General features: G+C 72.4%; 12 protein-coding genes. 6 read left to right on the forward strand and 6 right to left on the reverse strand.

The genetic code is table 11. The features are described from left to right. The first annotated feature begins 215 nt into the window (after positions 1–215). Positions 216–1,040 carry an MBL fold metallo-hydrolase gene (locus ABZT74_RS03555; RefSeq protein WP_356433280.1) on the forward strand — a complete coding sequence of 275 codons (825 nt, stop codon included), beginning with the start codon at positions 216–218 and terminating at the stop codon, positions 1,038–1,040. Positions 1,041–1,052: 12 nt separating this feature from the next. On the opposite strand, the gene ABZT74_RS03560 is transcribed toward ABZT74_RS03555, so the two are convergent. Then, positions 1,053–1,904, reverse strand: a complete 852-nt coding sequence (locus tag ABZT74_RS03560) for an enoyl-CoA hydratase/isomerase family protein (RefSeq protein ID WP_356433282.1) — start codon at positions 1,902–1,904, stop codon at positions 1,053–1,055. A gap of 439 nt (positions 1,905–2,343) precedes the next feature. Then, entirely contained in the window at positions 2,344–3,147 is an 804-nt protein-coding gene (locus ABZT74_RS03565; protein WP_356433284.1) for a hypothetical protein, read from the reverse strand. A gap of 709 nt (positions 3,148–3,856) precedes the next feature. Here ABZT74_RS03565 and ABZT74_RS03570 point away from each other — a divergent pair. The 3 genes from ABZT74_RS03570 to ABZT74_RS03580 all read left to right on the forward strand — a co-directional run bounded on the left by ABZT74_RS03570 (position 3,857) and on the right by ABZT74_RS03580 (position 8,582). Then, complete coding sequence (locus ABZT74_RS03570) at positions 3,857–4,285, forward strand: hypothetical protein (RefSeq protein ID WP_356433286.1); 429 nt, start codon at positions 3,857–3,859, stop codon at positions 4,283–4,285. A 536-nt stretch (positions 4,286–4,821) separates the two neighbouring features. Next, positions 4,822–7,047 carry an acetate--CoA ligase family protein gene (locus ABZT74_RS03575; protein ID WP_356433288.1) on the forward strand — a complete coding sequence of 742 codons (2,226 nt, stop codon included), beginning with the start codon at positions 4,822–4,824 and terminating at the stop codon, positions 7,045–7,047. Between the two features lie 755 nt (positions 7,048–7,802). Next, entirely contained in the window at positions 7,803–8,582 is a 780-nt protein-coding gene (locus ABZT74_RS03580) for an enoyl-CoA hydratase-related protein (protein ID WP_356433384.1), read from the forward strand. Positions 8,583–8,689: 107 nt separating this feature from the next. Here ABZT74_RS03580 and ABZT74_RS03585 read toward each other — a convergent pair whose 3' ends face one another. After that, complete coding sequence (locus ABZT74_RS03585; protein WP_356433290.1) at positions 8,690–9,658, reverse strand: hypothetical protein; 969 nt, start codon at positions 9,656–9,658, stop codon at positions 8,690–8,692. Positions 9,659–9,816: 158 nt separating this feature from the next. Here ABZT74_RS03585 and ABZT74_RS03590 point away from each other — a divergent pair, with 158 nt between their 5' ends. Beyond that, positions 9,817–10,437, forward strand: a complete 621-nt coding sequence (locus ABZT74_RS03590; RefSeq protein ID WP_356433385.1) for a flavin reductase family protein — start codon at positions 9,817–9,819, stop codon at positions 10,435–10,437. Positions 10,438–10,452: 15 nt separating this feature from the next. Here the strand turns inward: ABZT74_RS03590 and ABZT74_RS03595 are convergent, their stop codons facing one another. Then, positions 10,453–11,787 carry an MFS transporter gene (locus ABZT74_RS03595; RefSeq protein ID WP_355880095.1) on the reverse strand — a complete coding sequence of 445 codons (1,335 nt, stop codon included), beginning with the start codon at positions 11,785–11,787 and terminating at the stop codon, positions 10,453–10,455. A gap of 71 nt (positions 11,788–11,858) precedes the next feature. On the opposite strand from ABZT74_RS03595, the gene ABZT74_RS03600 reads away from it, so the two are divergent. Next, the gene (locus ABZT74_RS03600) at positions 11,859–12,908 is read left to right on the forward strand and encodes a helix-turn-helix domain-containing protein (protein ID WP_356167092.1); all 1,050 of its coding nucleotides are present in this window, start codon (positions 11,859–11,861) and stop codon (positions 12,906–12,908) included. Positions 12,909–12,989: 81 nt separating this feature from the next. On the opposite strand, the gene ABZT74_RS03605 is transcribed toward ABZT74_RS03600, so the two are convergent. Both ABZT74_RS03605 and ABZT74_RS03610 read right to left on the reverse strand, forming a co-directional pair. After that, positions 12,990–14,039: a Zn-dependent alcohol dehydrogenase gene (locus ABZT74_RS03605; RefSeq protein WP_356167095.1), complete on the reverse strand. Its 1,050-nt coding sequence runs from the start codon at positions 14,037–14,039 to the stop codon at positions 12,990–12,992. A 69-nt stretch (positions 14,040–14,108) separates the two neighbouring features. Then, the gene (locus ABZT74_RS03610) at positions 14,109–15,344 is read right to left on the reverse strand and encodes an acyl-CoA dehydrogenase family protein (protein WP_356433292.1); all 1,236 of its coding nucleotides are present in this window, start codon (positions 15,342–15,344) and stop codon (positions 14,109–14,111) included. Between the last annotated feature and the right edge of the window lie 33 nt (positions 15,345–15,377).

Here is a 15,377-nt window from a genome sequence, read left to right on the forward strand (position 1 = left end):
GGCGTTCTCCTCACAGCACGGCCCTGGAACGAGATTCTCATGTGCTCCGTGCCCAGGTCGCGGGCCAATGGGCAGTCAGTGGCTCATCCGTCAGTGCTGCGGTTGTCGAGGTCTGCCATGCCGTGGAAGGTGGAAACGGGTCGTGCGCGGCGGAGACCGGCGATACGGGAGTGAGGCCGGCGCGGTCCCCTCGTACCGGAGAGGAACCGAGTGGCATGACAACCTCATTGAACGTGAACGTGTTCACGGCACCGGAGAAGGAGCTGGTGGCCGAGCGGTCCCGGCCCTTCGGGCCGCCGCCGGCATGGGATCCGATGACCTCGACCCTGGTCTTCGGCGAGCACGACGCCGTTCTCGTCGATGCCCTCACCACGGCCGCAGAGGCCGAGGCCCTGGCAGCCTGGGTACAGCTGCACCACCGCAACCTGACCACGATCTACATCACCCACGGCCATCTGGACCACTTCGCCGGCCTCGGCGTGCTGCTGCGCCACTTCCCCGGCGCCCGCGCCATCGCCACCGCGAAGACGGTCGACTACGCACGCAAGCAGGTCGGCATGCTGCCGGTCTACCGCAAGCTGTGGCCCGGCCGGCTCCCTGCCGCCATCACCCTGCCCGAACCCTGGACCGAGGAGGCGTTCCAGCTGGAGGGCCACGACCTGCGGATCATCGAGCAGGGCCAGACAGACGCCGTCGACTCCACCTCCCTGCACGTGCCCGCCCTGGATCTCGTCATCGGCGGCGACGTGCTCTACAACCGGTGCCACATGTTCGTCGCCGCCACCACACCCGAGAGCCGCGAGAACTGGATCGCCGCGCTGGACCGGCTCGCCGCCCTGAACCCGAAGATCGCGGTCGCGGGACACAAGAAGCCGGGCGCTCCCGACACTCCCGACATCATCACGGCGAGCAGGCAGTACCTCACGGACTTCGGCCGCCTCCAGCACGAGACGAGCAGCGACCAGGAGCTCTACGACGCCATGACCGAGCTGTATCCCGACTGGGTCAGCCACCAGGCATGGCTGATGTTCGGCTTCTAGCAGGCTTATGGGTCAGCTGTCCTCGTTGTCCTCGGGGAAGTCCCCCACAGCCTTGCCGAGGTCGCGTTCGAGTCCACCCGGAGTCTGCAGGCCCCGCGCGCCGAGGTGGTCCAGGCGCTCACGGCTTTCGGGCCGGGCGATCAGGCTCTGGAAGGTGGCGGCGTCGGACCGGATGTGCGCGGGGGACGCGAGGGTCAGGTCGTTGACGGCACGCTTGGCCACCCGCACCCCTTCGGGCGGGAAGCCGGCGATGCGTTTCGCCAGGCGCTCGACGAAACCGTCCAGTTCGGTGTCCGGCAGGGCGCGGTTGATCCAGCCGTAGCGTTCGGCGGTGTCGGCGTCGAAGTCGTCGGCGCTGACGATGGCCTCGATGGCGCGGGTCCGGCCGAGCCGCCGGGCCAGGTGCTGAACGCCACCCGCGCCGGGCAGGGCGCCAGTACCGGATTCGAACTGTCCGAAGACCGCCTTCTCGCGCGAAGCGAAGATCATGTCGCACGCGAGCGCGAGTTCGTTGCCGCCGCCGCGGGCGCGCCCGCGGACCTTGGCGATGGTGATCACCGGAACTCTCGCCAGTTTGTACAAGAACATGCCGAGCGAGGCATCGCCGGGGCCACCCGCCTTCGCTGCCTCCGCGGTGTACTGCGGGACCGCCGTGAGGTCCACGTGCGCGCAGAAGTAGTCCGGCGAAGCGCTGTCGATGACGACGACACGTATGTCACCCGGGTCGGTGTACAGCATGTCGACGAGGGAGACCAGGTCACGGACCAGGTCGACACCGAGGAGGTTCAGGGAGCCGGCGTCGAGGGTGGCGAACAGGACACCGTCCTCCAGCCGGGTCCGGATCGACGGAAGGTCGATGCTCATGATGAACGCTCCAGGACGTGAGGGTGTGGTGCGCCCCTTCCCACCGCGTGCGCATGCTGGGAGACGGAGAGAAGGCCTTGCGCGCAGTTGTCGTGCGGGTACTGCGAGGTACTGGATGCTCAATTCGTCCGCCCGGTGCTCCGCGGTCCTTCAAGCAACCCTCGAGAACCACGTGGCAGGGTGCCGGTGACCAGCGTCTCCTCGGCACTCCGCCCACGACGAGAAACCCGTCACCGTCGTGGCGGACGCGACCATCGACCACAAAGCCTCCCTCGCCGGAGCCTGGCGCTCCGGCACGCCCACACCTGGACCCCGGACCAGCGCAAGGCCTTCGGCGCTCAGAGTCCTCCGGCTTCCCGGGGGCCTGTCAGTCCACGTCCGCATGGCGTCGTGGGATGCCGCCAGGAGCCGGTCTCTGTGTCCAGGCGTAGCCCTCAAGTCAGGGTGTGGGAAAAGGGCCTTCCGGGTCGGGCCCCTCCCAGAATTCGGCGCCGAGAGTCTCCTTCAGCAGGGCGTACATCCTCTTTCGGAAGTGGGCGGTCACGAGCCATGGGCGGGTGAAGATGCGGATCTCCGCGACCTCGCCCGCATCGTTGAGGGTGAACATCTCAACGAGTTGCTGTACGTGACCGTCCACATATTCGTCGATCACCACCGCGAATCCCGATCGGCCCTCGATGTCGAGGACGGCACGAACCTTGAGGTCGCTGAAACTCTGCGCCGCCGCTTTGAGGACAGGCCCGACGACAGCCTTCCCCGTCGGCTCTTCGCTCAGGATCGGGGAGTACAGGGCGACATCCTGCGCCAGCGGCGGAACGGCTGGATGGTCGACCCAGACCGGCGTCGGCCCATCCGGGGTATACGGTCCGGATCCGAGGCCCGGGTCTGCGAGAGCGTCGTCCGTCTTCGCAATCACTTCGCGCAGGGCGGCCATGAATGGCCACGGCCGACCGTAGACGTCGATGGTGGAAATCAGGCCCGCAGCGTTGTGTCGGGCGAGGGCCACGATCTCTGTCGGTCGTCCGCCGGGGCTCGCGCTGTACACGACCCCCTCCACCCCGTCTCCCTTGAGCCGGACTGTGACTTCAGGCGCGGCGAGCGCCTGATGGTACGTACCGAGAGCTGCCGAGACGGCGTCACGACCGGCGATGCGAGCGGCGACCAGTGGAGTCGCGAGAGAGACGTCCTCGGCAAGCGCTGTTGGAGCCTCTCCCGAAAGGGCAGCGTTCAACTGATCCGACATCGCGCGCTCCTTGGGGTCACGATCAGGGCGAGCCTCGGGATTCGGGAAATACGCGCCCACGAGGTCGTACGAGCGCGCTCGGCGCCGGCACCCCAAGCCACCAAGAACCTTCTGATGAGCCGCGGCAGCACCTCAGGCGGTGCCACGCAATTGCCGCGCCACGGCTGAGTTCGCCGCCGCCTTCCATCATGCGCCTGGAGCATGGCGTGGCGCATGCTGGAGGACATGGGTGCTCGTTCACCCGGGAATCAGAGGCCTGGAGGTTCGGGTGCCGGCACCGGCCGATGGGGCAAGGTACGCATTCCGAGCGGTAGCGGGACGGACCGCTGAGTCCACGGCCGTCACTGGGTGACTCGATTCGGCGCCTGAGGGGCAGCCACATCATCGCCGACGCGCGTTCCGCGAAGACGCATCGTCCGTGCCGCACGCGCCATTGCCCTCTGTGATCTACGCAGACCCCGACGGCGACGCCAGACTCGCTGTCAACCGGCCGGGATTGTTGTTCGACAGCTACGGCAACCCGCAGCCGCCCCTGGCGAGGGCGAGGGCGCCGACCATGGTGCACAGCTGGGTCATGCCGTACTGATCACGATGAGTTCCCGTTCCTGCCGTGCGAGAGCCGAGCAGTGGTGGCGGGCCGCCGTCAGCCTGCGCATCGCCGGAGAAAGGCGCATCCTGAAGCTGAAGGTCGATGAGTGAGGAGCAGGTGATGTCAGTCCTGCGGTTCCACATGGACTCCTCGATGAGCCCGTCAGAGGTCATGGGTGTACTGACCGACTTCAGCCCGTCGCGGTCGGAGACGTGGCCGACGATTGACGCGGAGCACTTCACGGTTCACGAACGCGGGGACACCTGGGCCGAAGTCACCGAGGGCACGGAGAGCAGTTGGGAGCGCGCCCGCTACGAATGGGATCCCGCGGGGGACACGGTCAAGGTCACGACTCATGATTCGAAGGTCTTCGGCCCCGGTGGCGGCTGGGTTTTCCACGTGGCTCCGGAGGACCAGGGCACCCGCGTCGACATTCAGCTCGAACGGGAGCACCCGACCACGTTCAAGGGCAAGATGCTCGGCGTGATCCTGCCTTTTGCGGGGCCGGTGTTCAAGAAGTCCTTCAAGGAACCCCTCAAAAGCGCCTAGAGACCTCTTGATGCCGAGTCCCGGCTCGCGAGTTCCGTGCGCAGCATGACATCGATGCGAGCGAGACGGATCCCGGCGAGGACCTCCGCGAGCGCCGCGGGGCACAGGGTGTCATCGCAGCGGCCGCCGCGGGCAACATCTCGCCCCTCCTCAGTGGTCCTGCCAGCGGTGGACGGCTCGTGGTCGTGGGAGCGTCCGGCCAACCCGTCAAGCCACTCCGAGACAGCTCGTCCTCGGCGACGTACCGCCGGCCAGGAGTCGAAGATCTGCGCGCTCTACGCAGACAAGCATCGTGGCGCAGGCTTCCGTCTCAGCGCACGGCGCCGGATCCCGGCATCACTCACACGGGTACACCTGAGACTGCGGGTGGGCCCCCTGGGCGTCCCTGTTGAGGAGTGGGCGAGGACGCCGAGAACCCCCGCCCCGGACCCCGGTCCGAGCCTTTGCCTGCACAACTATTCCTGACACGGCGTCAGTTACGTAATCTGACAGTGCGTCAGTTATCAGTTGGCTGTCACACAGGAGCGGGCGGACCGATGCTTGGATCAACCCACGGCACCCTCACCACCGACTCCCGCCGGGCCCGGGTCATCGCCTGCGGCGAGCAACCTTCGCCGGTCGTGCACGGACGGCCGGCCGAGGTCGACGACCTGGACGTCAGCGGGCGCCCGCTGTACGCCGACGCGCCCGATCTGGACCGGTTCTTCCGGCCCGAGTCGGTGGCCGTGATCGGCGCCTCCGACGCGGAGGGGCGGCCGAACACCGGGATCACCCGGCAGCTGGTCGGCTGGGCCGAGCGGGTCGGCGCCCGGCTGCACCCCGTGCACCCCACCCGCGGGTCCGTCTTCGGGCTGCCCTGCCTCCCCTCCGTCGCGGACCTGCCCGAGCAGGTCGACCTGGCCGTACTGCTGGTGGCCGACCCTCTCCCGGTGATCGAGGAACTCGCCGAGGCGAAGGTGCGGTTCGCGGTCGCCTTCGCCTCCGGCTTCGCCGAGACCGGGGACGAGGGCGCCGCGGCGCAGACCCGGCTCGCCGCCGCCGTGCGCCGCTCCGGGATGCGGCTGCTGGGGCCGAACACCAACCTCAACGCCTTCGAGCACTTCCGCGACGACCTGGAGGGCCCCGCGGTCGCCCTGATCACCCAGTCCGGCCACCAGGGCCGCCCGGTGTTCGCGATGCAGCAGCTCGGCGTCCGCCTCTCGCACTGGGCGCCCACCGGCAACGAGGCCGACCTGGAGACCGCCGACTTCATCTCCTACTTCGCCGAGCGGCCCGAGGTCGGCGCCATCGCCTGCTACGTCGAGGGCCTCAAGGACGGCCGTTCCTTTCTGCTCGCCGCCGACCGTGCCGCCCGGCGCAAGGTGCCCGTCGTCGCGGTCAAGGTCGGCCGCACCGAGACCGGCTCCCGCACCGCCGCCTCGCACACCGGCAAACTGACCGGCGCCGACGCGGTGGTGGACGCGGCGATGCGGCAGTACGGCGTGATCCGCGTCGACGGGCTCGACGAACTCCAGGACACCGCGGCCCTGCTGGCCCGCGCGCGGGCGCCGCAGGCCGACGGGGTCGTGGTCTATTCGATCTCCGGCGGCACCGGCGCGCACTTCGCGGACCTGGCCAGCGCGGCGGGCCTCGACCTGCCCGTCCTGTCCGACGCCAGGCAGACCGAACTGCACACGTGGATACCGGACTACCTGAACGTCGCCAACCCGGTCGACAACGGCGGCCACCCCGTCGGCGACTGGCGCGGCCGGAAGATCATCGACGCGATCCTCGCCGACCCGGCCGTCGGGGTGCTGATCTGCCCCATCACCGGGCCCTTCCCGCCGATGAGCGACAAACTGGCGCAGGACCTGGTGGACGCGGCCGAGCAGACCGACAAGCTGGTGTGCGTGGTGTGGGGGTCGCCGGTGGGCACCGAGGACGCCTACCGCACGACACTGCTCGGCTCGTCCCGGGTGGCGACCTTCCGCACCTTCGCCAACTGCATCACCGCCGTCCGCGCCCACCTGGACCACGCGCGGTTCACCGCCGCGTACCGCTCGCCCTTCGACGAGGCCCCGCGCACCCCCTCCCCGTCCTTCCGCAAGGCGCAGGCCCTGATGCGCCCGGGTCACCAGCTGAGCGAACACGCGGCGAAACAGCTGCTGCGCGCCTACGGGATCCGGGTGCCGCGCGAGCAGTTGGTGACCAGCGCGGCGGCGGCCGTGCGCGCGGCGAGCCAGGTCGGCTACCCGGTGGTCATGAAGGCGTCCGGCGCGCAGCTGGCCCACAAGACGGAACTCGGCCTCGTCAAGATCGGGCTGACCTCCGCCAGCCAGGTCCGTGACACCTATCGTGAGCTGACCGACATCGCCCGTTACGAGGGGCTGCCGCTGGACGGTGTCCTCGTGTGCCAGATGGTCGAGCGGGGCGTCGAGATGGTCGTCGGTGTGACGCACGACCAGCTCTTCGGGCCGACCGTGACCGTCGGGCTGGGCGGGGTGCTCGTCGAGGTGCTGCGCGACGCCGCCGTACGCGTGCCGCCCTTCGGTGACGACCAGGCGCGGGCCATGCTGTCGGAGCTGCGCGGGCGGGCTCTGCTCGACGGGGTGCGCGGAGCGCCTCCGGCGGACGTGGACGCGCTGGTCGAGGTCGTCGTCCGGGTGCAGCGGATGGCGCTCGAACTCGGCGACGAGATCTCCGAACTGGACATCAACCCGCTGATGGTGCTGCCCCGCGGACAGGGAGCGGTGGCCCTGGACGCCCTGGTGGTGTGCCGCTGAACGGCACCGGAGCCCCGGCTCGCGCGGGAGCCGGGGACGACGCGGGGCCGCGAACTCCCCCGTCCCTGCGCACGGCGCCGCATCCAACGGGGGGCCCTGGACGGCGGTCCGCCCACCGGGCGAGAACACCCCGGCCCCCCCACCTCACGAAGGGTGCGGCACCCCGCCGGCCCCACCACACGACAGGCGCGGTACCCCGGCACCCCTGCCTCTCGGCGCGGAGTCTCCGGCCGTCCAGCCCGGCTGCCGATCCGCCGGACCGCCCGGCGTGGCACTCCCGGCGGGAGACGCACTCCGGCGGCCCATCTCCAGCGCCAGGGAGGCCCGTTGGGACCACCACCCCGCACAAGCCCACGCGCCGACCGGGCTCCCCTCGCGGACGTGCGCCCAATCCCGCCCGACCGCCCGGACCCCCTCGCGACCCGCCCTCCCAGCGCAAGGAGCACCCCGGTGACCCATCTCCACTTCCAGGGCGCCCCATTGGGACCACCACCCCGTACAAGCCCACGCGCCGACCGGGCTCCCCTGGCGGCCCCGCTCCGCCCCCCGCGCGGCCCCGCGCGCCCGCTCCCCACTCCCGTAAGAAACGGTGGAACCCCGTGACCGACTCCCGTACGCCCGAGCCCCCTGCCCCCGGTTCCCTCACGACCGTCTCCCCCCATGTCTCCGACGCCGCGTCCCGTGCCTCCACGGGATCCGCAGGCGCCGCCGAACCGGCCGATTCCCCCGAACCGGCCGAAAAGCCCCTCGACTCATTGATACGGCACACCACTGACAACGCGGTCTCGTGGATCACCCTGGACCGGCCCGAGGCGATGAACGCGCTCACCTGGGACCAGCGGGAGCGGGTGATCGCGCTGCTCGCGGAGGCGTCCGCGGACCCGGGGGTGCGCGCGGTGGTGATCACGGCGACCGGCCGCGGGTTCTGCGCGGGTGCCGACCTGCGGGGCGGGCCGCCCTCGGGAGCCCGCGTCCCCGGCGATGTCGCCCGCACCATCCGGCTGGGCGCGCAGCGTCTGATCGGCGCCGTCCTCGACTGCGAGAAGCCGGTGATCGCGGCGGTCAACGGCACGGCCGCCGGGATCGGCGCGCACCTCGCCCTCGCCTGCGACCTCGTCCTCGCGGCCGAACCGGCCCGGTTCATCGAGGTGTTCGTGCGCCGCGGCCTCGTACCGGACGGCGGCGGGGCCTACCTGCTGCCCCGGCTGATCGGTCCGCAGCGGGCCAAGGAGCTGATGTTCTTCGGCGACGCGCTCAGCGCCGCGGACGCGGAGAGGATCGGGCTGGTCAACAGGGTCGTACCGGCCGAGGAGTTGGAGAAGACCGCGCGTGCGTGGGCCGAGCGGCTCGCCACCGGGCCGACCCGCGCGCTGGCGCTGACGAAGCAGCTGGTCAACGCCTCCCTCGACACCGACCGCGGCGCCGCCTTCGCCGCCGAGGCGGCGGCCCAGGAGATCAACATGACGACGGCGGACGCCATCGAGGGCGTCGCGAGTTTCGTGGAACGGCGGACCCCGCGCTACGAGGGCCGCTGACCGGACCGTCCCCCTCGCTCCCGTACCCGGCCTGCGGCCCGCCGCCCGCCGGCCCCATCCACCCCGTCCCGTCAGTCCCGTCAGTCCCGTCAGTCCCGTCAGTCCCGTCAGTCCCGTCGCAGGATGCGCAGGTCGCCCGAGTCGGGGTCGCCGAAGAGGACGAAGAGTTCGGGGCGGCCGGCGGTGCCACCGATCGTCCAGTACGTGTCGTGGCCGCAGTCGGCGACGCGGACGACCACCCCGGCCCGTTGCCCGGAGGTGCCTCCGTCGGCGTACGGGTCGTAGCGGCCCCCGGTGTCGAGGAACCAGTCGCCGGTGCCGTCGCAGCGCGTGAACTCCCGGGTGGTGACGTCCCCGAACTCGGGCTGGGCCGGTACCCCGGTGAGCAGGGCCCGGCCGCCGGGGCGCAGCCGCAGCACGGCCCCGTGGTCGCCGCGCCAGACTCCGGCCAGCCGGTCGGCGCCGAGCTTCGGGGGCTCGTACTCCCGGATGAGCCCCGTGGCCAGGCCGGCCGCGCCCGCGCCCGCGATCAGGACGCAGGCCCCGAGGGCGGCGAGCCCGGCGCGGAGCCAGACGCGTCGGCCGCTCGGCGAGCGTCCGGTGCGCCGCTCGCGCCGCCGCACCTGGGCGACGGCCAGGGCGGGCAGGACACCGGACCCGGCGATCAGCAGCGCCGGGGCGCCGGTCGGGGAGAGCCCACCGGGCACGACGGCGGGCACCGCCCAGAGCGCGCCGAGCGTGAGGGCCAGCACCAGGTGCCAGGCGGTCTCGGGCACGGGGGTGCGGCGGGCCGCGAGCCGGGCGGCGGAGGCCGCCGGCATCGTGACGGCCGCGGCGTGCAGGGCGCCCAGGGCGGCGAGGAGCGCGGGGCCGAACACCAGCACGCACAGCAGACCGACGGCGGCGAGGCCACCGCCGGACCCGGCGCCGTGGTCGTCGTCGTCGAACGTGCCGACCCAGAACACGGCGGTGACGGCCGCGGTCTGCGCCGCGCAGACCGCCGCGGCGAGGTTCACCTCGGCGCCGTCCCATCGCGGCCGGGAACGCGCGGGCGCCCCGGACTCTGCCCACCCCATGGGGCGAAAGATACGGGGCGGCCGACGCCCGGACGTCGGGCGGGCCTCGCCCGGACGGCACCCCGCCCGCACCGGCCGGGCCGGCCTCCGCGCGCCCCGGCACCGCGGCTCCGCACCCCTTCCCATCTGACGCACCGTCAGCTTCAATGGCTGGTGTGATGGGACACGCAGGGATGGCCGCCGCCGCCGTCCGCTACCTCAGGTCGGCCGGGGCCCCCACCGTCGCGGGGCCCGTCGAGGCGTTGCCGCGCCCGGATCTGCGCGCGGTCGGCGACGACGAACGCGCGCCCGTCGACCCGGCCGAGTTCCGGCGGGTCCTCGGCCACTTCGCGACGGGCGTCACGGTGGTGACGGCACCGGCCGCCGGCGGCGGGGACCCGGCGGGGCCGGCGGGCTTCGCCTGCCAGTCCTTCGCGTCCCTCTCCCTCGACCCGCCGCTGATCTGCTTCATGGTCGGCCGTACGTCGGCGACCTGGCCGCGCATCGCGCGCGCCGGGGTCTTCTGCGTGAACGTCCTCGGGGCGCACCAGGGTGAGCTGTGCCGGGGCTTCGCGGTGAGCGGCGCCGACAAGTTCGCCGGGATCACCTACGACGCGGCCCCCGCCTCCGGCTCCCCGCGCCTCGCGGGCGCGGCGGCGTGGATCGACTGCACGGTCCACGCGGTGCACACCGGCGGGGACCATCTGATCGTGGTGGGCCGGGTGGACGCGCTCGGCACGGGCGGGGACGGCGACGGCGTACCGCCCCTGCTGTTCCACAAGGGGCGGTTCCTGGCCTGACCCGCCCCCGCCCGGTCAGGCGGTCGCGGGCGCCACCCTCACCCTCCGCGCGGCGGACGGGCGGCTGCGCCGGATCACCAGCGCCATCAGGGCCGCCACCGCGCACAGCGCGCCCGAGGCGTACCAGACCACGTCGTAGGAGCCGAAGTGGTCGCGGGCGACCCCGCCGAGGAAGGCGACGAGGGCGGCGCCGATCTGGTGGGAGGCGAGGACCCAGCCGAAGACGATGGCGCTGTCCTCGCCGTACTGCTCCCGGCACAGGGCCAGGGTGGGCGGGACGGTGGCGACCCAGTCGAGGCCGTAGAAGACGATGAAGAAGATCATCGGCGGGTGCACGTTCGGGGCGAGCAGCATCGGCAGGAAGAGCAGGGAGATGCCGCGCAGGGCGTAGTACACGGCCAGCAGGCGGCGCGGCTCGAAGCGGTCGGTGAACCAGCCCGAGGCGATCGTGCCGACCACGTCGAAGACGCCGATGACCGCGAGGAGCGAGGCGGCCGCCGTGATGGGCATGCCGTGGTCGTGGGCGGCGGGCACGAAGTGCGTCTGGACGAGGCCGTTGGTGGAGGCGCCGCAGATCGCGAACGTGCCGGCGAGGAGCCAGAAGGGGCCGGTGCGGACGGCGGAGAGCAGCACGCCGATCGTGCGCCGGGCGGCTCCCCGCACCGGCTCGGGCTTCGGTACGAACTCCGTTGCGCCGTACGGCTTCTGGCCGACGTCGGCCGGGTGGTCGCGCAGCAGCAGCCAGACGAAGGGGACGACCGCGAGGGCGGCGAGGGCCACGGTGACCGCGGCCGGACGCCAGCTGTGCTCGGTGACGATCCAGGACAGCACCGGCAGGAAGATCAGCTGACCGGAGGCCGAGGCCGCCGTGAGGATGCCCGTCACCAGGCCCTTGCGCTCGGTGAACCAGCGGTTGGTGACGGTCGCGGCGAAGGCGAGGGCCATCGAACCGGAGCCGAGGCCCACCAGCAGGCCCCAGCAGAGCAGGAGTTGCCAGGCCGCCGTCATCCACACGGTGAGCCCGGAGCCGACGGCGATCACGGTCAGGGCGACGGCGACGACGCGGCGGATGCCGAAGCGGTCCATCAGGGCCGCGGCGAACGGCGCGGTGAGGCCGTAGAGCGCGAGGTTGATGGAGACGGCGAGTCCGATCGTGCCGCGCGACCAGCCGAAGTCGGCGTGCAGCGGGTCGATCAGCAGTCCCGGCAGCGACCGGAAGGCCGCCGCTCCGATGATCGTCACGAAGGTGACGGCGGCGACGAACCACGCGCGGTGGATGCGGTGCGGGGCGGCGGGGCGGACGGGCCGGGCGTCCTCCGCGGCGGGTGCGGCTTCGCTTGTCTCTGTCACGTCCTTGAGCATCGGGCAACGGAACCGGCCGAACCACTGGCCCGGAGGACAGCATTCGCTAGGATCGGGCCATGGCTCCTCCGGGAACGTTCCGTCCGCACCGTGTCGTCGTCCTCGCCCTCGACGGCCTGCTCCCCTTCGAGCTGGGCATTCCCCAGCGCATCTTCGGCAAGGCGCGCAACAGTGCCGGACGGCCGCTGTACGAGGTGGTCACCTGCTCGGCCCGGCCGCCGGGCCCGGTCACCACGGACGCCGACTTCGAGATCCTGGTCGCCCACGGCCCCGAGGCGCTGGCCGGCGCCGACACCGTGGTCGTCCCGGCGTCGTACGAACTCGGCCCCGTCGAGCAGGACGGCGTGCTGACGCCCGAGCTGGCCGCCGCCCTCACCCACATCCGCCCCGGCACCCGCCTGGTCTCCATCTGCACCGGCGGCTACGTGCTGGCCGCGGCGGGCCTGCTCGACGGCCGCCCGGCCACCACCCACTGGATGCACGCCGAGCACTTCCAGCGGCTCTTCCCGAAGATCCGGGTCGACGCGGACGTGCTGTTCATCGACGACGGGGACGTGCTGACCTCGGCCGGTGTCGCCGCCGGGATCGACCTGTGTCTGCACATCGTGCGCCGCGACCACGGCGCCGCCGTCGCCAACGACGTGGCCCGCCGCACCGTCGTCCCGCCCCACCGGGACGGCGGCCAGGCGCAGTTCGTCCGGCGGCCCGTCCCGGAGGCGGAGTCGGCCGGCACGACCAACGCGCGCGCCTGGGCGCTCGGCCGGCTGCACGAGCCGATCCAGCTCCGTGACATGGCCGGTCAGGAATCCATGTCGGTGCGCACCTTCACCCGGCGGTTCCGCGAGGAGGTGGGCGTGAGCCCGGGCCAGTGGCTGACCCGGCAGCGCGTCGAACACGCCCGCCACCTGCTGGAGTCCAGTGGTCTGTCCATCGACCAGGTGGCCCGTGACGCCGGGTTCGGCACGGCCCAGTCGATGCGCCAGCACCTCCAGGCCACTCTCGGCGTCACCCCCACCGCCTACCGGCGCACGTTCCGGTCGGGCACCGGGGGCGGCGGCAGCGATGGGGGCGGGGGCGGGGAGAGCGCCGTCGCGGCGGCCCAGGTGTGAGGCGTACCCGCGGCCGGGCGGGCGTCCCGGCCCTCACCCCCGTGGGCAGACGAAGGCCGGGCGCCTTCGCCGGGGCGCCGGTCAGAACGTGAGCACCGCGCGCGCCACCTTCCCGGCGTGCGCGTCCTCGGCGGCCCGCGCGAAGTCCTCGACCGGGTAGGTCGCGGTCACCAGCTCGTCGAGCAGCAGATGTCCCGCGCGGTACAGGTCGGCGTACAGGGCGATGTCGCGCTGCGGGCGGGACGAGCCGTAGCGGCAGCCCAGGATGGACTTGTCCAGGTACATGGAGGAGACGAGGAAGGACGCCTCGGCGGTCGCCGGGGGCACGCCCAGCAGGACGGCCTGGCCGTGCCGGTCGAGCAGGTCGATCGCCTGCCGGATCAGCTCGACGCGTCCGACGCACTCGAAGGCGTGCTGGGCGCCGGTGGGCAGGATGTCCTTCACGCCCTCGGTCGAGGTCAGGAAGTCGGTGGCGCCGAACTGCCGGGCCACCGCCTCCTTCGCCGGGTTGGAGTCGACGGCGACGATCCGCAGGGCGCCCGCGATCCGCGCCCCCTGGATGACGTTGAGGCCGATGCCGCCGGTACCGATGACGAGGACGGTGTCGCCGCGGTCGACCCGGGCCCGGTTGAGCACCGCCCCGACCCCGGTGAGCACCCCGCAGCCGATGAGCGCGGCCGACGTGAGGGGGATGTCCTCGGGGATGCGGACCGCCTGCACCGCCTTCACCACCGTCCGTTCGGCGAAGGAGGAGTTCGCGGCGAACTGGTGGAGCGGCTGCCCGGCCCGGCTGAACGGCCGCTGCGGCATGCCGATCGCCTTGCGGCACATCGTGGGCCTGCCCCGGTCGCACTCGGCGCAGGCCCCGCAGTTGGCGAGCGTGGACAGCGCCACGTGGTCGCCGGGCCCGACATGGGTGACGCCCGCGCCGACGGCCTCCACCACGCCCGCGCCCTCGTGGCCGAGGACCACGGGGACGGGGAAGGGGATGGTGCCGTCCACCACGGACAGGTCGCTGTGACAGAGTCCGGCCGCGGAGACGGCCACCCGCACCTCCCCGGGCCCCGGGTCCCGCAGCTCCAGGTCGTCCACGACCTCGGTCCGCTTCCCGTCGAAGATCACGCCTCGCATCGCGCCAGCTCCCCTCTTCCCGGGCCGTCCCCGGGCTGTGCCGTTCGTGGGCCGTGCGGGGCGCGGTGGCTAACCCCTGGGTTCCTTCGGCAGGCCGAGCGCGCGCTCGGCGATGATCGTGCGCTGGATCTCGTCCGAGCCGCCGTAGATCGTGTCGGCCCGGCTGAAGAGGAACAGGTGCTGTGCCGCGTCGAGTTCGTACGGGGCCCGCGGCGACCAGTCCGCCGGACCGACCGCCGCGCCCGGGCCCCTCACCCGCACGGCCAGTTCCCCGAGCCGGCGGTGCCAGCCGCCCCACAGGAGCTTCGCCGCGCTGGGTGCCGCCGTGTCCGCCGGATCGCCCGAACCACCCAGCGTGCGCAGGGCGTTCCAGCGCATGGTGCGCAACTCGGCCCACAGGCGCACGAGCTGGTCGCGCACGACGGGGTCCGTGGCGGCGCCGGTCGCGACGGCGGCCCGCAGGACGGCCCCCAACTCCTCGGCGAAGCCGATCTGCTGGGCGAGGGTGGAGACCCCGCGCTCGAAGCCGAGCAGGCTCATGGCGACCCGCCAGCCGTTACCGGCCCCGCCCACCACGTGCTCGGCGCGGGCCACGGCGCCGTCGAAGAACACCTCGTTGAACTCACTGGTGCCGGTCATCTGACGGATCGGCCGGACCTCGACGCGGCCCGGCTGGTCCATGGGCAGGAGGAGGAAGGACAGCCCGTGGTGGCGGGCGGACGCCTGCTCGGTCCGGGCGAGCACGAAGCACCAGTCGGCCTCGTGGGCGAGCGAGGTCCAGATCTTCTGCCCCGTGACGCGGTACACGTCCGAGGACGCCCCCGCCTCCCGCACGGCGTCCGGCACCACGGAGCCCGCGGCGGGAGCCGGAGACACGGAAGGAGCCTCACCATCCGTGTCCCGTACGGCGGTTGTGCGGACTCCCGCCAGGTCGGAGCCCGCGCCGGGTTCGCTGTATCCCTGGCACCACAGCTCCCGGCCCCGCGCGATCGGCGGCAGGAAGCGCTGTTTCTGCTCCGGTGTCCCGTGCGCCAGTACGGTCGGGGCGAGGAGGTTCTCGCCGATGTGCCCGGACCGCGCGGGTGCCTTCGAGCGGGCGTACTCCTCGGCCCACACGACCTGCCGGGTCAGACCGGCGCGCCGGTTCCCGTACCCGTCCTCCGGCCAGCCGAGCCCGATCCAGCCGGCCCGCCCGAGCTCCCGCTCCCAGTCGCGGCGCCCCGGTGTGCCGGCCAGGTGCTCCGCGAGCCAGGCCCGCACCTCGCGGCGGAACTCCTCGTCCTCGGGACCGAATGCGAAATCCACGCGCTCTCCTCCCACCGGGCCGCGGCTCGTGTC

Source organism: Streptomyces sp. NPDC005302 (assembly GCF_040607345.1).
Classification (GTDB): domain Bacteria; phylum Actinomycetota; class Actinomycetes; order Streptomycetales; family Streptomycetaceae; genus Streptomyces.